Genomic DNA, 20,607 nt, shown 5'->3' with positions numbered 1-20,607 from the left:
CCAAGCAGACGCTCGGTCGACTATTTCACGGAAGAACAGAAGCTCGCAAGCTGAAAAATACCCCATCAAGCGCAGGAGAGTGCCGCCCGCGCGAGGAAAGCCGGGCGGAATCTGATAGTCGCCGAAGGGCATATCGCGTCGAATTTCCGCCTTCCAGCCCTTGCAAGAGATCTCCATGGCAACGATAGGCCGTCTTCTTCGTCGCTTCATGCCCTCGGGTAATGCCCAGGTCAATTCCCAGGTCCCCGTTCTCTCAACCCCCAGCCCGGGCGAACTGCACGGCGGCACGGTCCGCGAGCTGATGCCGGAGGATTTCTCGCAGATCGAACGGGACCTGACCCTGCTGGGCTTGAAGGACTCGCTGGTCCAGGCGCGCGGGTTCCTGGGCAGTGCGCCATCCCTGCGCCAGTACCCGTTGGCCGACCTGTTGGAACTGATGGTGGCCGCCGCCGCGCGCTTCACCGGCATCCTGAACAGTTGGGACGGTGTTCACCTGGACGGTGGCGGCCGGGTATCCCTGCATGTGCAGAAGAAACTCTTCGACTTGCGGGTGCCGCCCTCGCTCTCACCGCAACTGACCAATGCCCTGAAGCGCTGCGCCCTGAACATCGCCGCGCGGGACCCGCAGGCCATCGAGTGCCTGCCGTTCCAGGACGAGGAAACCCGCCGCGCCTTCAGGTACTGGAGCAAGGCGTCGATCTGCCAGGCGCTACGGACCTTGCAGGTGACCAACGTCAATATGATCGGTGTCGACCTGAGCGGCGGCGATTTACGCGGAGTGAGATTTTTCGGGCAGTACCAGGAGGCCGACTTCAGGGCGGCCAACCTCAACGGCGCATTGCTCTCGAGTGGCTTCAAAAACAACGACTTCAGCCATTGCGACCTGAGGAACACCGTGCTCTCCGGTCACTTCGAGGCCTGCCTGTTCAAGGGCGCCAGGGTCAATGCCGCGACCTTGAAAAACACCCGCACCGATCTGCTCGGCGCGGTGTTGAGCCACTGAAGCTCAGGGGTGCCTGACGCCCAACAGCGTCATCGCCCCGTCCAGCGGCAACTCCCCTTCCAGCTCGGCGAGACTGGCCGTACCCATCGGCTCGGGCTGGTGCGCATGGCCGTGCTGCAACAGACTGAGCAGATTGCCCACCAGCGGCTGATGACTGACCAGCAACAGGTTCTCACCAGTGTCGAGCCGCTGGCTGACATCCCGCGGATTGCTCTCCGGGGTCAGCCAGGGCACGGTGATGATCTCGGCCTCGAAACCCAGCGCCTCGCGCACCAGCTGCGCGGTTTGTTGCGCCCTCAGGTAAGGGCTGGCGTAAATCGCCTGCAACGGCTGGCCGATCAATTGTGCGGCACTGCGCAGGACCTGCTCGCGGCCATGGGCGGTCAACGCCCGTTCGGCGTCGCTGCGAGCCTGGGGTTCGGCTTCGCCATGACGCAGAACCCAGAGTTTCATAGCTTGGGCTCCTCGTCACGGGCCGGATGCGGCGCCGGCGGCACCACATGCGGCGCTTCGCCGTCCGGAGCCCGGGGGGTCGGCCAGTCGGCGAATGGCCAGGGTTTCTGTTCGGTATGGAAACTGCCGAAGCGACCGATCTGGGCGAGGAACTGGCTCAGGCTGTCGCCGAAGCTCATCAGGTTGGCACTCGGCGCGCCATAGAACAACCTATAACCAAGCTGCACCAGCACTACCCCGCCGAGGATGAACTGGGCAACCTGCCAGACCAGCAGGAACACCAGCATCCAGACAATGCGCAACACAATGGATTCGTACTTGGACTCGTTCATGACTTGCTCCCGTGGCGCTGGATATCAGTTGAAACCGCTGGTGGAAATAAAATCGACATCGGTTTTCGGCTCGCCGCGCATCAGCAGCTCGATCACCTGGTTCAGGGTCCGCCCTTCAAACAGAATGGCATGCAATCCGGCCACCAGGGGCATATAGACCCCGACTTCCTGCGCCTTGACCTTGAGCACCTTGAGCGTATTGACCCCCTCGGCGACCTCGCCCAGGCGGGTAACCGCCTCTTCCAGGCTCAGCCCCTGGCCGAGGGCAAAGCCGACCTGGTAGTTGCGGCTCTTCGGTGAGGAACAGGTGACGATCAGGTCGCCGACCCCGGCCAGGCCAAGGAAGGTCATGGGGTTGGCGCCCTGGCTGACGGCAAAGCGGGTCATTTCCGCCAGGGCCCGGGTAATCAGCATGCTCTTGGTGTTCTCGCCCATGCCCAGCGCCACCGCCATGCCGGCAATGATCGCGTAGACATTCTTCAACGCCCCGCCCAGCTCGACGCCAAAGCGGTCGGCGCTGGCGTAGACGCGGAAGGTCCGACCGTGCAGCGCGGCCTGGACGCGGCTGCAGAGTTCCTCGTCTTCACTGGCGACCACCGTGGCGGTCAAGGCATGTTCGGCCACTTCGCGGGCCAGGTTCGGCCCGGACAACACACCGATCCGTGCTTGTGGCGCGATCTCTTCGAGAATCTCGCTCATCAGCTTGAAGGTGTGCGCCTCGATGCCCTTGGTCAGGCTCACCAGCAGCTTGCCGACCAGGCGCTCGGCATGGGGCGCCAGGACACTGCGCAAGGCGCTGGAGGGCAAGGCGACAAAAAACAGTTCGCAGTCGTCGAGGGTAGCGACCAGGTCGGTGACCGGCTCGACCGCCGGATGCACCTTGATGCCCTTGAGGTAACGCGGGTTCTCGCGATTGACGCGAATCGATTCGGCCTGCTCGGGATCACGCATCCATTGACGCACCCGGTGACCGTTCTCGGCCAGCAGATTGGCGATGGCGGTGCCGAAACTTCCGCCACCCAGAACCGCGATTGGGTACTGTTCAGTCATATGTAACCCGTCTATCCCTACCAATGGCGATGGCTGCATTATACGGAGCACGCCACCGGCAGCCAGCCCCAATACAAATCCTCTAACCTTGTGGGAGCCCGGCTTGCCGGCGATGGGGCCTTTGAGCCTTGCAGCATCCTTACGGACGCCATCGCCGGCAAGCCGGGCTCCCACGGGTTTGCGACGAGGTCACGGCTACGGCAGCTTGACCGATTCAGCCTATACAATGACGGCCATACGCCATGGCAAACCCGCCAAGCTCGGTTAACATGCACGGCTATTATTTTTTTCAAGGCTGTGCCGTGTCTTTTGGCCCTCCCACCACGCGCTCCTCCGTTGTCCTGGCCCTGATGTTCAGCGGCCCGTTGCTGGCTGACGACCTGTTTATGGAAAACCAGCCCCTGCCCGAGGTGCTGACCGCCACCCGCCTGAAACAATCGCCGGCCGCGGTCCCTGGTAGCATGACGGTGATCGACAATGAACTGATCAAGGCCAGCGGCGCCCGCGATATCAGCGAGTTGCTGCGCCTGGTGCCGGGCATGATGGTCGGCTACACCAACGGCAACCAGGCCAGCATCAACTATCACGGCACCGATGCCAGCAATGCCCGGCGCATGCAGGTACTGATCGATGGCCGCTCGGTCTATCGCGCGGGCCTGGCGACCGTGGACTGGAGCGATATCCCGGTGGCCCTCGAGGATATCGAGCGCATCGAAGTGTTCCGCGGCCCCAACACCGTCAGCTACGGCGCCAATGCGCTGATGGCGGTGGTCAATATCCTCACCAAGTCACCGGGCAGTACCCACGGCTCGACCCTGAAGATCACCCGTGGCGAACGCGGCATCAATGACTGGTACGCCAGCCAGGGCAGCGGCTGGGGAAGCGGCGACCTGCGCCTGTCGATGTCCGGCGAGGAGGACGAAGGCTTCCAGAGCGACCACCTGGGCAATGACTACCGTGACGGCCGGCGTGTTACCCGAGTCAATCTCTCGGTCAGCCAGATGCTCAACGAACAGCAGAGCATCGACTGGCAATTGAACGTCAAGGACGGCACCAACCAGCGTCCCTACACCTACAAGGCGGTATTTCCCGGGATCACCGCGGCCGGTGACAACTCCGACGTGCTGGCCAAGGACTACGCCGACTCGCTGCGCTGGAACCTCGATCTCAATCCCCAGCACAGCCTGTATATCCAGGGTTCGGCCCAGCAATGGGATCGCCAGCAGGTCTGGCAAGCCTGCGATGCCAAGATCTCGTTCAGTCCGCAACTGACCCAGTTGTGGCAGTTGAATCCCAACTATGCCGAAAACCTGGCCCGTAACATGACCCGTTATGCCGTCGGCAGCCCCCCTCCGGGTGGCGTCCAGGAGCAGACCCTGGCCAATCAGGTTCTGGACCAATGGTTCAATCAGGGCGCCAGCCAGACGGTCTGCGGCAATATCGACCAGAGCACCCGCGAAACCCGCTACGACCTTGAACTGCAGGACACCCTGAGCCTCTCGGACAGCCTGCGCCTGGTCAGCGGCATGAACTATCGTTATGACAAGGCCGACTCCGAGACCTACTTCAACGGCAGCATCGACGACAGCACCTGGCGCTTGTTCGGCCAGCTCGAATGGCGCGCCAACGAACACTGGCTGGTGCAGGGCGGCGCCATGTACGAAGACGCGCAACTGACCGGCGCCTCCCTGACCCCTCGCTTTGCGCTCAACTACCTGATCAATCCCCGGCACGGCTTGCGCGCGGTCTACTCCGAAGCCATCCGCTCGCCGGACATGTTCGAGAACAACGTCAACTGGAGTTACAAGGTCACCAATCTGAGCTCACCCACCTACGGCCAGAACAGCGGCCAGTATTTCGTCCAGACCCGTGGCCCGGGAAACCTGGACAAGGAACGGATGCGCTCGCGAGAATTGGGCTATAACGGTTTCTTCGCCGAGATCGGCCTGAGCCTGGACGTGAAGCTGTTCTATGACGAAATCAGCGACATGATCAGCACGCCGTTGCGCAACAATCAGTTTATCGCCAGCAATGCCAACAGCTCGCGCTTCACCGGCAGCGAGGCCCAGTTCGACTGGCGCCTGGGCAGCGCCGACCGCCTGCGCCTGACCTATGCCTATGTCGATGTCCAGGCCAGCAACCCGGTCGACGAGCAGTTCACCGCCCGCAACAGCGGCTCGGCCGGCTGGATGCGCGACTGGGGCGACGGCTGGTCGAGTTCGGTCTTCTACTATGGCGACGATGCCATCAACCAGTATCGCTTCGAGCGGGTCGACCTGCGCCTGGCCAAGCGGATTGCCTTTCGCAGGGCCAGCCTGGAACTGGCCGGGATGCTCCAGCAACGTCTTGACGACCAGCCCGTCACCTGGATCGACAACAACTACAACCAGCGCCGTGCCGTCTACTTCAGCGCAGAACTGGAGTTCTGAGCATGAGGCGACTGGGGTCAAGGACGACATCGGCATGGAGCCACCGCCTGAGGCGACTGGGCCTGGCCCTGCTCGTGCTGTTGTCGAACGACCCGGCGCGCGCGGCCGAGGTGCTGTTGACCGGCATCGAGGACAGCCCCGGGGTCCGCGCCTTTACTGCCGCCCTGGCGCAACAGCGTCCGAACGATCAGATACGCTTCGTGCCCCTGGCGCAGATGCCCGAACCCGGGCGCCTGCCCCCCGCCACCCGGTTGATCCTGCTGGACCCGCCCAGCCTCGACTGGCGGCTGAAGGATAAACAGGGACCGGCGACCCTGGTCCTGCGCATCAGCCGCCTGCAGGCGATGCAGCGCCTGGGAAGCGGCTCGCCGGCCAATTTGAGCCTGCTCTGGAGCGATCCGCCGCTGTCGCGCCAACTGCGCCTGATCCGCGAGATCATGCCCCAGGCCCGGCGGATCGGCGTGCTGTATACCCGCGACAGCGAATTCCTGCTGAGCGAACTGCACCAGGCGGCCCGCCCCCTGGGACTGGAGATCGTCCCCCAGCGCTGGGACGACACCAGCGACAGTCGCCCGTTGCAAAGCCTGCTCAGGAACAGCGACGTGCTGTTGGGGCTGGACGATCCGACCTTGTATAACCCAAGGACCGCGAAGAACCTGCTGCTCAGCAGCTATGCCCGGCAACTGGCGCTGATCGGCCCCAACGCCGGCTTCGTCAAGGCCGGCAGCCTGGCCAGTACCTACAGCGACCAGAGCGACTGGCTGGCGATCCTCGACGGGCTGCTCGACCGCGCCCCGTCCGGCTGGCCGGGGAGCCTGTACCCGCCACGCTTCAAAGTCCTGAGCAACCCGCAAGTCGCCCGCTCCCTGGGTATCGAACCGATCGACGAAGCCTCGCTCGCCATCCGGCTGGCCGAAGGAGAGACCCGCCCATGACCCTGCGACGGTATTGGGGCATCAGCGCCCGGACTCAGATGATCAGCCTCGGCCCCGCGCTGCTGCTGACGTTGCTGCTGATCAGTTTCTTCACCTTCGTGCGGATCCAGGACCTGCGCCAGGAACTCGACCACACCGGTCAACTGATCGCCAACCAGTTGGCCCCGGCCACCGAATACGGGGTGATTTCTGGCAACAGCGAAGTCCTCGAAAGCCTGATGCGGGCAACCCTGGCCACGCCCCACGTGCGCTTCCTCGAAGTCCAGGACCGCAGCAACAACATCCTCGTCTATGTCGAGCAACCCGCGCAGGAGCGCGCCCGGCCGCAGTCGGTGAAACTGTTCCAGGCACCGGTGCGCCTGCAGCGCATCCAGCTGGACAACGACTTCCTGCAGGGCGGCAGTGCCTCCGGCGCGATGCCGAACGAGGACTATCTGGGTCGGGTGATTGTCGGCATGTCCAATGACGCCTTCAGCCAGCGGCAACAGGAAATCCTGCTCAAGGCCGGGATCCTGGCCCTGTTCGCCCTGTTCTTCACCTTTCTCCTGGCCCGCCGGCTGGCGGCCAGCCTGGCACAACCGATCAGCGCCATGGGCGTGGCGGTCAAGGCAATTCAACAGGGCGATTACAAGACCCAACTGCCAGTGGTCGACGACGCCGAGCTCGGTGCCCTGTCGCGACATATCAACAACCTCGCCGGCGCCCTGGAGCAGGCCAGCCGCGAACAGCACCAGGCCATTGCCCAGTTGATCCAGACCCGTGAGGAAGCGGAACGGGCAAACAATGCCAAGTCGGATTTCCTGGCCATGATGAGCCACGAACTGCGTACCCCGATGAACGGTGTACTGGGCATGCTGCAGTTGCTCGAAACCACCGAAATGACCGAGGAACAGAGCGAATACGCGGCCCTGGCCTCGGAGTCCACCGAGCACCTGCTCAAGGTGATCAACGATATTCTCGACTTCTCGCGGATCGAACGTTCGGCCCTGGAGCTGGAACATATTCCGTTCAACCTCGCGGAACTTATCAACAGCTGCGCCCAGGCCTTCCAGCACAACGCGAGCCAACGCGGCCTGCACCTGGACCTGCAGATCCCCACGGACATGCAGGCCCTGCAGGTCAAGGGCGACCCGACGCGAATCCGCCAGATCCTGGTCAACCTGATCGGCAATGCGCTGAAATTCACCGAACACGGCAGCGTCGGCATCGAGCCGCACTGGCAGGCGCTGGACGACGATGTGCTGTGGTTCACCTGCACGGTGCGCGACAGTGGCATCGGCATTTCCAGCGAACGCCTGGAACTGATGTTCGATGCCTTCCAGCAGGCCGACAGCTCGATCTCCCGGCGCTATGGCGGCACCGGCCTGGGCCTGCCGATTGCGCGGACCCTGGCCGAGCGCATGGGCGGCACCCTGCACGCCCGCAGCGAAGAGGGCCAGGGTTCGGTGTTCACCCTGGAAATTCCCCTGGCCCTGCACCACCCTACCGAAACCGCCGCCTTGGCGCCCATGTCGAGCGGCCACGGCGAAGGCCGCAAGGTGCTGCTGGTGGAAGATAATCCGGTCAACCAGACCGTCATCGACGCCATGTTGCGCGGCCTGGGCTTCGACGTCAGCCTGGCCACCGACGGCGCCCAGGCCATCGACCGGGCCAGGAACGGACTGTTCGCGGCCATCCTGATGGACTGCCGGCTACCGGTCGTCGACGGCTACGAAGCCACCCGGCAAATCCGCCAACTGCCCGAGTACGCTCAGGTACCGATCATCGCCCTGACCGCCAACGCCTTGCAGGGCGATCGCGAAAACTGCCTGCGGGCGGGCATGAACGACTACCTGTCCAAGCCTTTCAAACGCGTGGATTTGCAGCAGATTCTCCGACAATGGCTGCCCTGAATACGATGTGCGACTGGCGTGAAAGACGAAAGTGCGGCAGTCTTAGGCACCCGAATGAGCTGGAAAACCGGCTTGAATAAAAATTTCAGTGCACAAGTGTACATTCATGTCCTTGGTGCTGTGACTTTCACCACAACGCAATAGTCTATGAGTAGGCTGTCGATTCGAGGCATGAACGCTTCGATCGGCCGGGAAGATTTGCCCCACCTGCCGCATGGGACTATTGAGGAGCTCGCATGACCAAACAAAACGCCTTTACCCGGGAAGATCTGCTGCGCTGCAGTCGTGGCGAGCTGTTCGGCCCAGGTAACGCGCAACTGCCCGCCCCCAACATGCTGATGGTGGATCGCATCACCCATATCAGCGAAGAGGGCGGCAAGTACGGCAAAGGTGAATTGGTCGCCGAGCTGGATATCACTCCGGACCTGTGGTTCTTCGCCTGCCATTTCGAAGGCGATCCGGTGATGCCGGGCTGCCTGGGCCTCGACGCCATGTGGCAACTGGTCGGTTTCTTCCTCGGCTGGCAGGGTCTACCAGGCCGTGGTCGCGCGCTGGGTTCGGGCGAAGTGAAATTTTTCGGCCAGGTCCTCCCGACCGCCAAGAAAGTGACCTACAACATTCATATCAAGCGCGTCCTCAAAGGCAAGCTGAACCTGGCCATTGCCGACGGTTCGGTAACGGTCGACGGTCGCGAGATCTACACCGCCGAAGGCCTTCGGGTCGGCGTTTTCACCTCCACTGACAACTTCTAAGGGTTATTCGCATGCGCCGCGTCGTTATCACTGGTCTGGGCATCGTTTCGTGCCTGGGCAATGACAAAGAGACCGTCTCCGCTAACCTGCGTGCAAGCCGCCCTGGCATCCGCTTCAACCCGGAATATGCCGAAATGGGTCTGCGTAGCCAGGTTTCCGGCTCCATTGACCTCAATCTCGAAGAGCTGATCGATCGCAAGATCTATCGCTTCGTCGGCCACGCGGCGGCTTACGCCTACCTGGCCATGAAAGACGCCATCGCCGACTCAGGCCTGAGCGAAGAGCAGGTTTCCAACCCGCGTACCGGCCTGGTGGCCGGCTCGGGCGGCGCCTCGACCCTGAACCAGATGGAAGCGCTGGATATCCTGCGCGAGAAGGGCGTCAAGCGCGTCGGTCCGTACCGCGTGACCCGGACCATGGGCAGCACCGTTTCCGCGTGCCTGGCCACGCCGTTCAAGATCAAGGGCCTGAACTACTCGATCTCCTCCGCCTGCGCCACCAGTGCCCACTGCATCGGTACCGCCCTGGAGCAGATCCAGATGGGCAAGCAGGACATCGTCTTCGCCGGTGGCGGTGAAGAAGAGCATTGGAGCCAGTCGTTCCTGTTCGACGCCATGGGCGCGTTGTCCACCCAGTACAATGACACCCCGGAAAAGGCCTCCCGCGCCTACGACGCCAAGCGTGACGGTTTCGTCATCGCCGGCGGTGGCGGCATGGTGGTGGTCGAGGAGCTGGAGCACGCCCTGGCTCGCGGCGCGAAGATCTACGCGGAAATCGTCGGCTACGGCGCTACCTCCGACGGCTACGACATGGTCGCGCCAAGCGGCGAAGGCGCGGTCCGTTGCATGCAGATGGCCATGGCCACCGTCGACGGCCCGATCGACTACCTGAACACCCACGGCACCTCGACTCCGGTCGGCGACGTCGCGGAAATGAAAGGTGTGCGTGAAGTCTTCGGCGACAAGGCACCGCTGATCAGCTCGACCAAGAGCCTGTCCGGTCACTCCCTGGGCGCCGCCGGCGTTCACGAAGCGATCTACTGCCTGCTGATGATGGAAGGCAAGTTCATTGCCGGCTCCGCCAACATCGAAGAGCTGGACCCGGAAGTCGCCGACATGCCGGTCCTGACCAAGACCCGCGAAAACGTCGAGCTGAACAACGTGATGAGCAACAGCTTCGGCTTCGGCGGCACCAATGCCACCCTGGTCCTGAAGCGCTGGCAGGGCAAGTAAGCCCGGCTTGATATGAAAAAACGCCCCGACTGGTTCGGGGCTTTTTTTTGCGCGCGTGTTTTGCGTGGATCGTTCCTGCAGGAGCAATCATAAACATTGAAACCAGACGCAGACTTGTGGCTAGCGGGCTTGCCACAGGACCTCGCTCGACTTCAAATCACCTTAAACTGGCGAGCATTGTAACCGGCTCCCGCCAGGGCCCGAGCGCGAAAAAAGCTGAACATCACCCACGCCGAGTGATCTATAAAGTTCAGGGTCTTTTCCCGTCACTCTTCATGAGGTTTGTCATGACCATCACCATCAACACCGAATCCAGCGAAGGTTTTCGTCACAGCCTGCAGATCGATGACCACCTGTTGTTTGCCGATGTGCCCAGGAGCGCGGGGGGCGAGGGCTCGGCACCGGAACCCCACGATTATTTCGACGCCGCCCTGGGGACCTGCAAAGCCTTGACCCTCAAGCTCTACGCCCAGAAGAAAGGCATCCCGCTGACAGGGGTCACAGTCGAGGTCAAGCGTGACAACAGCCAGGAACAGAAAGGCAAGTACGGCTTGCAGGTCAAACTGACCCTCAAGGGCGCGCTCAGCGATGCCCAGCGCGAAGAGCTGCACAAAGTCGCGGATCGCTGCCCGGTCCACAAGTTGATGACCAGCACCGAAGTCAGCATCGAAACCCTGTTGGCCGAAGGCGCCTTCAGCCAGTAACGGCGGCGGCGAAAAAGCGGGTTATGCTTTGCGCATTGCCCGCTGAGCCAGGAAGCCTCCCCCATGAACACACCACTGGTGATCCGTCCTCGCGCCGAGGATGTCGAAGGTCAACCGATCCTGCGCCCCCTGCCCTCGGCCCAGTGCCGCAGCGTCGGGCCGTTCGTGTTTTTCGACCATATGCTGGAAACCCGCTATCCACCGGGACGGGGGATGAATGTGCGGCAGCACCCGCATATCGGCCTGTCGACCCTGACCTACCTGTTCGACGGCGAGATCGTGCACAAGGACAGCCTCGGTTCCGAGCAGCAGGTCAAACCCGGCGATGTCAGTTGGATGACCGCCGGCAGCGCCATCGCCCATGTCGAACGGACCCCGGCCGAACTCGTCGCCAGTGGCTCCAGCCTGCATGGCCTGCAAATCTGGCTGGCATCGCCCAAGACGCTGGAACAGGGGCCTGGGCATTACAGCCATCACCCGGCCGCCAGCCTGCCCGTCAGCGACAACCTGGGGGTGCGGATCCGCCTGGTGGCCGGCAGCGGTTTTTGCCTGACCTCACCGGTACCGGTGTTGTCGCCCACGCTGTATGCCGATATCCACATGGAAAGCGCGACCACCCTGCTGATTGCCGATGAATATGCGGAACGAGCGATCTATTTGCTGGAAGGCGAGGCACAGCTGGAGGGTGAAGCGCTGGAGCCGCGCAGCCTGGTAGTGCTGCCGACAGGGCAAAGCCTCACGCTGTTCGCCGAGGGTGAATGTCATCTGGTGGTGATCGGCGGGGCGCCGCTGGATGGGCCGCGGCGGATGAACTGGAACTTCGTGGCCAGCGATCCGGCGTTGATCGATAGTGCCCGCCAGCGCTGGGCGGCCGGGGATTGGCCGACGGTGCCGGGGGAAAGCGAGCGGATCGAGTTGCCACGATAAACGCTAGACCGCGTTATCGTTCTTTGCGGCGATGCGACAAGTTCCGCTCCCACAATGTTCGTGTCTGACCGAGAGTTTTCGGTGCGACTCGATCCTGTGGGAGCGGAGCTTGCCCGCTAAGAGCCCCTCAAGAGCGCCAGAAGGCCCATGATCAAGCCATGGACCTTACAAGACTCAGCCCTTGAACACTTCTTCCAGCAGGTTGTGCATCGACACGAACGCGCGGCCAGCGGTCTTCGCGTCATACATCATCATGCCCGGGACATTGGCGTGCGGATCGGTGAAGGAATGCACCGCGCCGCCATAGCTCAACAACTGCCAATCGACACCCGCGGCATTCATTTCCTCTTCAAATGCCGGCAGTTGCTCTTTCGGCACCAACGGGTCGGAAGCGCCATGCAGCACCAGCACCGAACCTTTGATGCTCTTCGCATCCGCCAGGTTCGGCGTATCCAGCGTGCCGTGGAACGACACGGTGGCTTTCAACGGCGCGCCGGTACGGGCCAGCTCCAGCGAGCAGCAACCGCCAAAGCAGAAACCGAAAGTCGCCAGCTTCGCCGTGTCCACCGCCGCCAACTCCTGGCCTTGCAGCGCTTCGAGCGCCGCCTGCATGCGCTTGCGCAACAGGGCACGGTCATTTTTCAACGGCATCATCGCCGCGCCGGCTTCGTCGTTGTTACCCGGGCGAACCGACTGACCATAGAGGTCGGCGATCAACACCACATAGCCCTTGGCGGCCACCGCCTGGGCGATCTTCTCGGCACCGGCGCTGACGCCCATCCAGTTCGGTGCCATCAGCAGGCCCGGGCGCGGCCCCTTGTGACCGGCGTCAAAGGCCAGACGACTCTCATAGGACTGGCCATCGATCTGATAGACCACCGAACTCACAGTAACTTGGCTCATTTCGGACTCCGATAAAAACATCCAAGGATAAAAAAACCCGCCGAAGCGGGTTTTCGTACGACGAGTTTAAACCGACAACTCAACCAATAACTTGTTCAGACGGCGCACATAAGCCGCCGGATCCTTCAGGCTGTCACCGGCCGCCAGGGCCGCCTGGTCGAGGAGGATGTGCGACAGATCGCCGAAGCGGTCCTCGTCCGGCTCGCCGTCGAGCTTCTCGATCAGCGGGTGCCCCGGGTTGAATTCGAAGATCGGCTTGGAGTCCGGCACCTTCTGCCCGCTCGCCTCGAGGATCTGGCGCATCTGCAGGCCCAGGTCCTGCTCACCGATGGCCAGGATCGCCGGGGAGTCGGTCAGGCGGTGGGAAACCCGCACTTCGCTGACAGCGTCGCCCAGGGCGGTCTTGATCCGCTCAACCAGGCCTTCCTTGGTCTTGGCGACTTCCTCGGCAGCCTTCTTGTCCTCTTCCGAGTCCAGGTTGCCCAGGTCCAGGTCACCGCGCGCCACATCGACAAAACTCTTGCCGTCGAACTCGTTGAGGTAGCTCATCAGCCACTCGTCGATACGATCGGTCAGCAGCAGCACTTCGATGCCTTTCTTGCGGAAGACTTCCAGGTGCGGGCTGTTCTTGACCTGAGCGTAGGTTTCGCCGGTCAGGAAGTAGATCTTGTCCTGACCTTCCTTGGCGCGGGCCAGGTATTCGGCCAGGGACACCACCTGCTCGCCGTCGTCCCCCTGGGTGGAGGCGAAGCGCAGCAGGCCGGCGATTTTTTCCTTGTTGGCGAAATCTTCAGCCGGGCCTTCTTTCATGACCTGGCCGAAGTTTTTCCAGAAGCCCTTGTATTGCTCAGGCTCGTTCTTCGCCAGTTTTTCCAGCATGTCGAGGACACGCTTGGTCAGCGCCGACTTCATCGAGTCGATGATCGGGTCTTTCTGCAGGATTTCCCGCGACACGTTCAGGGACAGGTCGTTGGAGTCGACCACGCCCTTGATGAAGCGCAGGTACAGCGGCAGGAAGGATTCGGCCTGGTCCATGACGAATACGCGCTGCACGTAGAGCTTGAGGCCCTTGGGTGCTTCACGCTGGTACAGATCGAACGGCGCGCGGGCCGGTACGTAGAGCAACGAGCTGTATTCCAGCTTGCCTTCGACCTTGTTGTGGCTCCAGCTCAGCGGATTCTCGTAGTCATGGGCGATGTGCTTGTAGAACTCCTGGTATTCCTCGTCCTTCACCTCGGTGCGCGGACGGGTCCACAGGGCGCTGGCGCGGTTGACGGTTTCCCATTCCTGCGCCGGCTTCTCCTCGCCTTCGACCGCGGCCACTTCTTTCGGCAGCTCGATCGGCAGGGCGATATGGTCGGAGTACTTCTTGATGATGTTGCGCAGGCGCCAGCCATCGGCGAATTCGTTCTCACCGGACTTCAGGTGCAGGACGATACGGGTACCGCGGTCGGCCTTCTCGACGGTGGCGACTTCGAACTCGCCTTCGCCCTTGGACGACCAGTGCACGCCTTCGCTGGCGGAAAGACCGGCGCGACGGCTGAACACTTCAACCTGGTCGGCGACGATAAAGGCCGAGTAGAAGCCCACGCCGAACTGACCGATCAGGTGCGAGTCCTTCTTCTGGTCGCCGGAGAGGTTTTTCATGAAGTCGGCAGTGCCGGATTTGGCGATGGTCCCCAGGTGGGTGATCACATCGTCACGGCTCATGCCGATACCGTTGTCTTCGAGGGTGACGGTGTTGGCGTCCTTGTCGAAGCTCACGCGGATTTTCAGTTCCGCGCCACCTTCCAGCAACTCTGGCTTGGACAGGGCTTCGAAACGTAATTTGTCGACAGCGTCGGAGGCGTTGGAGATCAATTCGCGAAGGAAAATTTCCTTGTTGGAATACAGCGAATGGATCATGAGGTGCAGCAGTTGCTTCACCTCGGTCTGGAAGCCCAGGGTTTCCTTTTGAGTTTCCACACTCATGGTCATCAAACTCCAATTGGATGGCAGTGGCCGCCCCCCGAAAGGGTTGGCGGCGGGTTGTCATCAAAGTTGGGGGCTATGACGGGGATTTCAAGTGCCCGGGAGCGTTTCCTCGATCTTGAAGTGGGCGCGGGCGGTGGCAATCGGCTCGGCCGCGCTGCTTTGCCAGGCGGTGATGGCAACGTTCGCCACCCGTCGGCCCTGGCGACAAAGCTGGCATTGGGCATAAGTATCGCGATATTGCCCGGCGCGCAGGTAGTCGACGGAAAAGTCGATGACCTTGGGCACCCCCGGCGAGCCGGTCAATACCAGCAGGTGCAGGGCCGCGGCCAGCTCCATGAATCCGGCGATGACCCCGCCGTGAATCGCCGGCAGCAAGGGGTTGCCGATATTGTCCTGGTTCGCCGGCAGGCAGAACAACAGTTCGTCGCCCCGCCGCGAGCAATGGATACCGATCAGCTTGGCGTAGGGGATGCGCTGCAGCAATTGCCCGTAGTCGCCCTGCTGGTGGGCCTGCTGCAGCAGAGCCTTGAAGTCGTTGCTCATGCCGCACCGCCGTTGAGCGAACCGCTGAAGCTCCGGGCGCCCTTGATCCCCTTGCCCATGCGCATGAACGTGCCGACCACGTGGGCGATGGGCTGTTGGGGATCATCCTGATAAGCAAAGCCACGGGCGAAGATAATGTCGCGGGTCACCCGATAGCACTCGGCAAAACCGTAGACATCCTTGAGGGGCGCCGCCGGGTTCATATAGTCGATGCGCAGATCCAGGGTCGGACAGACCTCGAACTCGGGCAACACACACAGGGTGGCCATGCCACAGGCGGTGTCCATCAGGGTCGTCAGCGCGCCGCCGTGGATCACCCCGGTCTGCGGATCGCCGACGATCTCGGCGCTGTATGGCAGGAGCACGGTCAGGCCCTGGGCATCGGCGCTGTGCAAACGCAGTCCGAGGACCTGGCAGTGGCGGATGGCACTGAGAAAGCGGGTAGCACGCTCGAAAATCGGGTTCTGGGTCATGAACGGGTGGTTCTCATCCGGAGAAACGCAGCCAAAAAACGAAACACAGAGAAAAAGTTCCGTTCGGTCGGTACTTATATATCTTTTAAAATCAAGGAACTTAACCCTTGGGAGCGTGTTCTGAAGGCCAGTAGTCAGTGATATCCACACAGGAGCAACACCCCCATGCGTAAGACTTTAGCTATTGCCTTGATGTTGACCGCTACCCTCGGTCTCGCCGCCTGCGATAAAAAATCCGAGGACAAAGCTCAAGACGCCAACCAACACGCTCAAGACGCTCAGAAAAGCATGAGCGAGGCTCAGGATAAGGTGAACGAGGCCGCCAAGGAAAACGCCGATGCTGCCAAAGCTCAGGCTGAATCCAGCAAAGCAGCGGCACAAGAGCAATCCAAGGAAGCCACCGGCTCCTGATGGAAGCCTGCCGGAGAACATCCGGCAGTAAAAAGGAAGCCCGCCTTGTGCGGGCTTTTTTTTGCGCGTTGATCCCCCTCCTTCGGCTACCTGCGCAATAGCAATCCGCCCTGATCAGCCCGCCTTTCAATCGCCCTCATAGCAGGGAATTTACCGGACAACCACACCCTGATACATCTTGACATATTGAATGCTCAGTCAGATAATCAGAAAAATAAGGACACATAGATTCAAATAATCTCCTGTCAAAACTGCCGGATACGGGTGCTGACTGGAGGAGCATGGACGCGAATTTATTTGAGGCAGTCGGCATGACGACCCCAAGCTATTATGGAAAATGGCAGGAAGGCTGGCGCCTCTGTGCCAGCTTGACGACAGCAATTGTAGCTGTCGCATTGACAATCTGGGTCGCCCAACCTGATGTGGCAGGTGTGCGCAACATCTCGGTATTCTCGGCGCGTTGTGCGCTGGTTTTGTTCTGCACGGCATTCGCCGCTTCGGCACTCCAGGCGCTATGGCCTGCCCCCCTGACTCACTGGCTCAAACGTAACCGGCGCTACCTGGCGGTTGCTTTCGCCATGGCCCACACCGTGCATCTGTCAGCAGTCATTGCCTTTGCCATCGCGGCACCGGCGCTGTTCGATACGGCAAAACCGCCATTTGCCTTCAGCATTCTCGGCGCTATCGGTTACCTGTTCATGTACGCAATGGTCGCCACCTCCTTTGACCGGACGGCTGCCTGGTTGGGAAGTAGCCTCTGGCAATGGCTGCATCGGCTAGGCAGTTACTATTTGTGGTCAATGTTTCTCTCAGCATTCACCATCTATACCCTGCACCGCCCCACAGTGGAACTTCACGTTATCCTTTGCGTTGGCCTACTACTGACTGTCTATGGTCTGCGCGTAGCCGCCTGGGTCAAACGCTCACCACTTAAAGTACAGGGCAGCGCCGCACACTGAGCCGCCGTGTATTGTCGTTAAGTTTCCATTCGCACTATGGATCAATTTCAATTTTCGTTATTCGATAATTGCAAGGAGCTTGTCTGTGTCCCTTTCCCACGGTTCAAAAAACCGGATCGCATTGGCGGCTATCTGCCTGGCGTCCCTGATGTTCGGCCTGGAGATATCCAGTGTCCCGGTTATTCTGCCTGGACTGGAAACAGTGCTGCAGGCCGACTTTAAACAAATGCAATGGATCATGAATGCCTACACCATTGCCTGCACAACCATCATGATGGCCACCGGCACCCTGGCTGATCGCCTTGGCCGTCGCCGCGTATTCATTATCAGCATCCTGGCGTTTGGTATCACCTCATTGATCTGCGGCCTGGCACAGGATGTCTCGGTACTGATCGCCAGCCGATTCCTTCAGGGCTTGGCGGGCGGTGCGATGCTGATCGCACAGGTCGCCATCCTGTCCCATCAGTTCCAGGAAGGACGTGAGAGAAGCAAAGCCTTTGGTGCCTGGGGCATCGTATTCGGCATGGGCCTGGGCTTCGGGCCGATCATTGGGGGCCTGATCGTGGCAATTTCCAGCTGGCAGTGGGTGTTCCTGGTCCACGTGCTGATTGCCGCCGTGACCCTGCTCCTGGTGTTCACCGGTGTCGAAGAGTCACGCGATCCACAAGTCAGGAAACTCGATTCCATGGGCATCGTGACCCTGTCCCTGACAGTCTTCGGCTTGGCCTACTACATCACCCAGGGCCCTGACCTGGGCTTTGGCAGCACCCAGGCCCTGTGCATCCTGGCCGCGACGGTGATCAGTTTCATGCTGTTCCTGTATGCGGAAAAGAAACACTCCCATCCCATGTTCGACTTCTCGGTGTTCAGGATCCGCAATTTTTCCGGCGCGCTGCTGGGTTCGATCGGCATGAACTTCAGCTTCTGGCCATTCATGATTTACCTGCCCATCTACTTCCAGAGCGGGCTGGGCTACGACCCGATCACCGCCGGCCTGTCCTTGCTCGCCTATACCCTGCCGACCCTGGTGTTCCCACCCATCGGTGAGCGGCTTGCCTTGCGCTACCGCCCGGGCATCGTGATTCCTTGCGGGCTCTTTACCATCGGCCTGGGCTTCATGCTGATGAAATATGGCAGCAGCCTGGAACAGGCCAGCTGGCTGACCCTGCTACCCGGCTGCCTGATTGCCGGTATCGGCCTGGGCATCACCAATACGCCCGTCACCAACACCACCACCGGCTCCGTGGACAGCAGTCGCGCAGGCATGGCATCGGGTATCGACATGAGCGCCCGGATGATTTCGCTGGCCATCAATATTGCGCTGATGGGACTTATTCTTTCACAGGCCGTGTACACACAACTGAAACAACACTTGCCGGATACTATCGACACTGCACAACTCCACGCGCTGGCCGATTCGATTTCTTCCGGCAATACGCTGATCAGCCAGAACTTCAATACCCTGGTACCATCAAGTGCTATTCACGACGCCCTGACCCACGGCTTTGGTATCTTGATGTTATATGGTGGCATCGGCGTCTGGTTACTCGCCGCTATCAGCCTGGCGATATTTGCACCGCAATCAAAACAGCGCTTGGCAACCAACTAAAGCCCCACCCAGAAATACTCTTAAACAATAACAACGCCTCCCTCTTTTTCGAGCGGAGGCGGTTTTTGCGTGCGTCGTTCAAGAGCATAGAAAGTAAAATAACAACATAAAGCAAATAAGGGAGCAAAGTATGTGTGGAATCACAGGCTGGGTTTCGTACGGCCAGGATCTGCGTTCTCAACGTCATGTCCTGCAAGATATGACCGACACCATGGCGTTGCGCGGCCCCGATGCCGAAGGCCTATGGATCAAGGGCCCGGTGGGGTTCGGTCATCGACGCCTGTCGGTGATTGACCTGGAGGGTGGCAGCCAACCGATGCTGGCCAAGGATAAGCAGGGGCAGGATGCCGCGGTTATCACCTACAGCGGTGAGGTCTACAACTTTCAAGAGTTGCGCGCGGAGCTGCGCGCTCGCGGTCACCGGTTCACCACACTCAGCGATACCGAAGTGGTGCTGGTGGCCTATCTTGAATGGGGTGAGTCCTTTGTCGATCATCTGAACGGCATCTATGCCTTTGCTATCTGGAACGTTCATACCCAAAAACTGCTATTGGTTCGTGACCGCGCGGGCGTAAAACCGCTGTTTTACTATCAAACCCGCGACGGCGTGATCTTCGGCTCCGAACCCAAGGCACTGCTGGCCAATCCCCTGGTGCCACGCCGGGTCAAGGCCGATGGTCTGCGTGAAATCCTGGAGATGGTCAAGACACCCGGGCATGCCATCTTCGAAGGTATGCACGAGGTGCTGCCCGGCGAGTGGATACGCGTGACCCAGGATGGGCTCAACCGCCAGCGCTACTGGCAATTGGAGGCCCGCGAGCACGAGCATGACCTAGGCCAGACCATCAGCCACACGCGCGACCTGCTGGAAGACATCGTCGGCCGCCAGGTCGTCGCCGATGTCCCCTTGTGCAGCCTGCTGTCGGGCGGCCTCGACTCCTCGATCATCACCGCACTGGCGTCGAAAAAGCTCCTGCAAAGCGGCAAAGGCAATATTCGCTCCTTCTCCCTGGAGTTCCGCGAGCACGGCCAGGACTTTGTCGCCAACAACTTCAACCTCACCCCCGATGCCCCTTTCGTCAAGGCACTGGTGGAGCAGATCCACTCCAGACATGAGGAGGTGATTCTCGACAGCGCGCTGATGGCCGATCCGCAACTGCACGTCAAGGTCGTGCGTGCGCTGGACCTGCCTCCCGCCTTCTGGGGCGACATGTGGCCGTCGCTCTATCGACTCTTCGAGGAAGTGCGCAAGCACTCCACTGTCGCCCTGTCGGGTGAGGCGGCGGACGAACTGTTCGGTGGCTACCGCTGGTTCCACGATCCGCAGGCTATTTCCGAGAACTTCTTCGGCTGGATGACCTCGGCCACCGGTAAATACTTTGATGGCAAGGCCCTGCTGGCGCCCGACCTAGTCAAGAAGCTCGATATCCAGGCCTTCCTGAAAGACAGCTACGCCCAGGCCATCAGCGAAGTCCCTGTCCTGCCCGGGGAAAGCGCGGTCAACCGGCGCATGCGCCAGGAAACCTACGTTCACTTGACGCGCTGCATGCAAATCATGCTCGACCGCAAGGACCGTATGAGCATGGCGGTGGGACTGGAAGTCAGGGTGCCGTTCTGCGATCACCGCCTGGTCGACTACGCCTTCAATATCCCCTGGGAAATGAAAGCCTTCGATGGTCGGGAAAAAAGCATCCTGCGCGCCGCCGTGAAGGACCTGTTGCCCGCCTCCATTCTTGACCGCGTCAAGAACCCCTACCCCGCGACCCAGGATCCAGCCTACGAGCAACAGCTGCGAACCTCCATGCAGCAAATTGTCGACGACCCCCATGCGCCAGCCGCGCCACTGCTGGACAGCAAGCGCATCCAGCAGTTGCTGGGCACGGACATCGGTGCGTCGTCTTCGCGCCAGAACCGAATCGGGATGGAAATGGCCATCGGCCTCAATACCTGGCTGAACGAGTACGACGTCACCCTGGACCTTTGAGTCCGGCGGCGAACTCGCAACTCCCCCTGGCCACCCGCTTGA

19 protein-coding genes are annotated in these 20,607 nt (G+C 61.0%); 12 read left to right on the top strand and 7 right to left on the bottom strand.

Annotated elements, in window-relative coordinates:
* Nucleotides 1-175: 175 nt before the first annotated feature.
* Nucleotides 176-1,003: a pentapeptide repeat-containing protein gene (locus M5B96_RS12070; protein WP_248796916.1), complete on the top strand. Its 828-nt coding sequence runs from the start codon at nt 176-178 to the stop codon at nt 1,001-1,003.
* Nucleotides 1,004-1,006: 3 nt separating this feature from the next.
* On the opposite strand, the gene sixA is transcribed toward M5B96_RS12070, so the two are convergent.
* From sixA to M5B96_RS12055, 3 genes are read right to left on the bottom strand one after another with little or no spacing between them, the layout of a single operon-like run.
* Nucleotides 1,007-1,456 carry a phosphohistidine phosphatase SixA gene (gene sixA, locus M5B96_RS12065; protein WP_248796915.1) on the bottom strand — a complete coding sequence of 150 codons (450 nt, stop codon included), beginning with the start codon at nt 1,454-1,456 and terminating at the stop codon, nt 1,007-1,009.
* The gene (locus M5B96_RS12060; RefSeq protein WP_248796914.1) at nt 1,453-1,788 is read right to left on the bottom strand and encodes a DUF4389 domain-containing protein; all 336 of its coding nucleotides are present in this window, start codon (nt 1,786-1,788) and stop codon (nt 1,453-1,455) included. Before M5B96_RS12060 ends, sixA begins: the two co-directional genes overlap by 4 nt.
* A 24-nt stretch (nt 1,789-1,812) precedes the next feature.
* Nucleotides 1,813-2,838, bottom strand: coding sequence for an NAD(P)H-dependent glycerol-3-phosphate dehydrogenase (locus tag M5B96_RS12055; RefSeq protein WP_248796913.1), 1,026 nt, complete (start codon nt 2,836-2,838; stop codon nt 1,813-1,815).
* Between the two features lie 350 nt (nt 2,839-3,188).
* Between M5B96_RS12055 and M5B96_RS12050 the strand changes: the two genes are divergently transcribed.
* The 7 genes from M5B96_RS12050 to M5B96_RS12020 all read left to right on the top strand — a co-directional run bounded on the left by M5B96_RS12050 (nt 3,189) and on the right by M5B96_RS12020 (nt 11,709).
* Complete coding sequence (locus M5B96_RS12050) at nt 3,189-5,267, top strand: TonB-dependent receptor domain-containing protein (RefSeq protein WP_248797076.1); 2,079 nt, start codon at nt 3,189-3,191, stop codon at nt 5,265-5,267.
* Between the two features lie 2 nt (nt 5,268-5,269).
* Entirely contained in the window at nt 5,270-6,202 is a 933-nt protein-coding gene (locus tag M5B96_RS12045) for an ABC transporter substrate-binding protein (RefSeq protein ID WP_248796912.1), read from the top strand.
* Nucleotides 6,199-8,094, top strand: coding sequence for an ATP-binding protein (locus tag M5B96_RS12040; protein ID WP_248796911.1), 1,896 nt, complete (start codon nt 6,199-6,201; stop codon nt 8,092-8,094). The genes M5B96_RS12045 and M5B96_RS12040 overlap by 4 nt, the downstream gene beginning before the upstream one ends.
* 236 nt (nt 8,095-8,330) lie before the next feature.
* Nucleotides 8,331-8,846 (top strand): 3-hydroxyacyl-[acyl-carrier-protein] dehydratase FabA, encoded by a 516-nt coding sequence (gene fabA / locus M5B96_RS12035; RefSeq protein ID WP_100940859.1) that lies wholly within the window; start codon nt 8,331-8,333, stop codon nt 8,844-8,846.
* An 11-nt stretch (nt 8,847-8,857) separates the two neighbouring features.
* Complete coding sequence (gene fabB / locus M5B96_RS12030; RefSeq protein WP_248796910.1) at nt 8,858-10,078, top strand: beta-ketoacyl-ACP synthase I; 1,221 nt, start codon at nt 8,858-8,860, stop codon at nt 10,076-10,078.
* Between the two features lie 287 nt (nt 10,079-10,365).
* Nucleotides 10,366-10,782 (top strand): OsmC family protein, encoded by a 417-nt coding sequence (locus tag M5B96_RS12025; protein WP_248796909.1) that lies wholly within the window; start codon nt 10,366-10,368, stop codon nt 10,780-10,782.
* Nucleotides 10,783-10,845: 63 nt separating this feature from the next.
* Nucleotides 10,846-11,709, top strand: coding sequence for a pirin family protein (locus M5B96_RS12020; RefSeq protein ID WP_248796908.1), 864 nt, complete (start codon nt 10,846-10,848; stop codon nt 11,707-11,709).
* 174 nt (nt 11,710-11,883) lie between these two features.
* Here the strand turns inward: M5B96_RS12020 and M5B96_RS12015 are convergent, their stop codons facing one another.
* The 4 genes from M5B96_RS12015 to M5B96_RS12000 form a co-directional block, all read right to left on the bottom strand.
* A complete protein-coding gene (locus tag M5B96_RS12015; RefSeq protein WP_248796907.1) occupies nt 11,884-12,612 on the bottom strand; it encodes a dienelactone hydrolase family protein in 729 nt (242 codons plus the stop codon).
* A 66-nt stretch (nt 12,613-12,678) separates the two neighbouring features.
* Nucleotides 12,679-14,583, bottom strand: a complete 1,905-nt coding sequence (gene htpG / locus M5B96_RS12010; protein WP_248796906.1) for a molecular chaperone HtpG — start codon at nt 14,581-14,583, stop codon at nt 12,679-12,681.
* A gap of 90 nt (nt 14,584-14,673) precedes the next feature.
* Entirely contained in the window at nt 14,674-15,129 is a 456-nt protein-coding gene (locus M5B96_RS12005; RefSeq protein ID WP_248796905.1) for a PaaI family thioesterase, read from the bottom strand.
* Nucleotides 15,126-15,602 (bottom strand): PaaI family thioesterase, encoded by a 477-nt coding sequence (locus M5B96_RS12000; protein ID WP_248796904.1) that lies wholly within the window; start codon nt 15,600-15,602, stop codon nt 15,126-15,128. The genes M5B96_RS12005 and M5B96_RS12000 overlap by 4 nt, the downstream gene beginning before the upstream one ends.
* 165 nt (nt 15,603-15,767) lie before the next feature.
* Here M5B96_RS12000 and M5B96_RS11995 point away from each other — a divergent pair, with 165 nt between their 5' ends.
* The 4 genes from M5B96_RS11995 (at nt 15,768) to asnB (ending at nt 20,565) form a co-directional block, all read left to right on the top strand.
* Nucleotides 15,768-16,013 (top strand): hypothetical protein, encoded by a 246-nt coding sequence (locus M5B96_RS11995; RefSeq protein WP_248796903.1) that lies wholly within the window; start codon nt 15,768-15,770, stop codon nt 16,011-16,013.
* A gap of 281 nt (nt 16,014-16,294) precedes the next feature.
* On the top strand, nt 16,295-16,972 hold the full coding sequence (locus tag M5B96_RS11990; RefSeq protein WP_248796902.1) for a hypothetical protein: 678 nt from the start codon (nt 16,295-16,297) through the stop codon (nt 16,970-16,972).
* An 85-nt stretch (nt 16,973-17,057) separates the two neighbouring features.
* Nucleotides 17,058-18,581 (top strand): MFS transporter, encoded by a 1,524-nt coding sequence (locus tag M5B96_RS11985; RefSeq protein ID WP_318654835.1) that lies wholly within the window; start codon nt 17,058-17,060, stop codon nt 18,579-18,581.
* Between the two features lie 130 nt (nt 18,582-18,711).
* Nucleotides 18,712-20,565, top strand: a complete 1,854-nt coding sequence (gene asnB / locus M5B96_RS11980) for an asparagine synthase (glutamine-hydrolyzing) (protein WP_248796901.1) — start codon at nt 18,712-18,714, stop codon at nt 20,563-20,565.
* Nucleotides 20,566-20,607: the final 42 nt, after the last annotated feature.

Origin of the sequence: Pseudomonas sp. MWU13-2105 (assembly GCF_023242315.1) — a bacterium.
Lineage (GTDB): Bacteria > Pseudomonadota > Gammaproteobacteria > Pseudomonadales > Pseudomonadaceae > Aquipseudomonas.
This window is presented reverse-complemented; position numbering and strand designations above follow the sequence as displayed.

What these genes read in the sequence shown, in the direction of transcription:
- M5B96_RS12020 (WP_248796908.1), top strand. Translation starts at nt 10,846, where the DNA reads ATGAACACACCACTGGTGATCCGTCCTCGCGCCGAGGATGTCGAAGGT.
- asnB (WP_248796901.1), top strand. Translation starts at nt 18,712, where the DNA reads ATGTGTGGAATCACAGGCTGGGTTTCGTACGGCCAGGATCTGCGTTCT.
- M5B96_RS12040 (WP_248796911.1), top strand. Translation starts at nt 6,199, where the DNA reads ATGACCCTGCGACGGTATTGGGGCATCAGCGCCCGGACTCAGATGATC.
- M5B96_RS12025 (WP_248796909.1), top strand. Translation starts at nt 10,366, where the DNA reads ATGACCATCACCATCAACACCGAATCCAGCGAAGGTTTTCGTCACAGC.
- M5B96_RS12070 (WP_248796916.1), top strand. Translation starts at nt 176, where the DNA reads ATGGCAACGATAGGCCGTCTTCTTCGTCGCTTCATGCCCTCGGGTAAT.
- M5B96_RS12015 (WP_248796907.1), bottom strand. Translation starts at nt 12,612, where the DNA reads ATGAGCCAAGTTACTGTGAGTTCGGTGGTCTATCAGATCGATGGCCAG.
- M5B96_RS12005 (WP_248796905.1), bottom strand. Translation starts at nt 15,129, where the DNA reads ATGAGCAACGACTTCAAGGCTCTGCTGCAGCAGGCCCACCAGCAGGGC.
- M5B96_RS12000 (WP_248796904.1), bottom strand. Translation starts at nt 15,602, where the DNA reads ATGACCCAGAACCCGATTTTCGAGCGTGCTACCCGCTTTCTCAGTGCC.
- sixA (WP_248796915.1), bottom strand. Translation starts at nt 1,456, where the DNA reads ATGAAACTCTGGGTTCTGCGTCATGGCGAAGCCGAACCCCAGGCTCGC.
- M5B96_RS11990 (WP_248796902.1), top strand. Translation starts at nt 16,295, where the DNA reads ATGGACGCGAATTTATTTGAGGCAGTCGGCATGACGACCCCAAGCTAT.
- fabB (WP_248796910.1), top strand. Translation starts at nt 8,858, where the DNA reads ATGCGCCGCGTCGTTATCACTGGTCTGGGCATCGTTTCGTGCCTGGGC.
- M5B96_RS12050 (WP_248797076.1), top strand. Translation starts at nt 3,189, where the DNA reads ATGTTCAGCGGCCCGTTGCTGGCTGACGACCTGTTTATGGAAAACCAG.
- htpG (WP_248796906.1), bottom strand. Translation starts at nt 14,583, where the DNA reads ATGAGTGTGGAAACTCAAAAGGAAACCCTGGGCTTCCAGACCGAGGTG.
- M5B96_RS11995 (WP_248796903.1), top strand. Translation starts at nt 15,768, where the DNA reads ATGCGTAAGACTTTAGCTATTGCCTTGATGTTGACCGCTACCCTCGGT.
- M5B96_RS12045 (WP_248796912.1), top strand. Translation starts at nt 5,270, where the DNA reads ATGAGGCGACTGGGGTCAAGGACGACATCGGCATGGAGCCACCGCCTG.
- fabA (WP_100940859.1), top strand. Translation starts at nt 8,331, where the DNA reads ATGACCAAACAAAACGCCTTTACCCGGGAAGATCTGCTGCGCTGCAGT.
- M5B96_RS12060 (WP_248796914.1), bottom strand. Translation starts at nt 1,788, where the DNA reads ATGAACGAGTCCAAGTACGAATCCATTGTGTTGCGCATTGTCTGGATG.
- M5B96_RS12055 (WP_248796913.1), bottom strand. Translation starts at nt 2,838, where the DNA reads ATGACTGAACAGTACCCAATCGCGGTTCTGGGTGGCGGAAGTTTCGGC.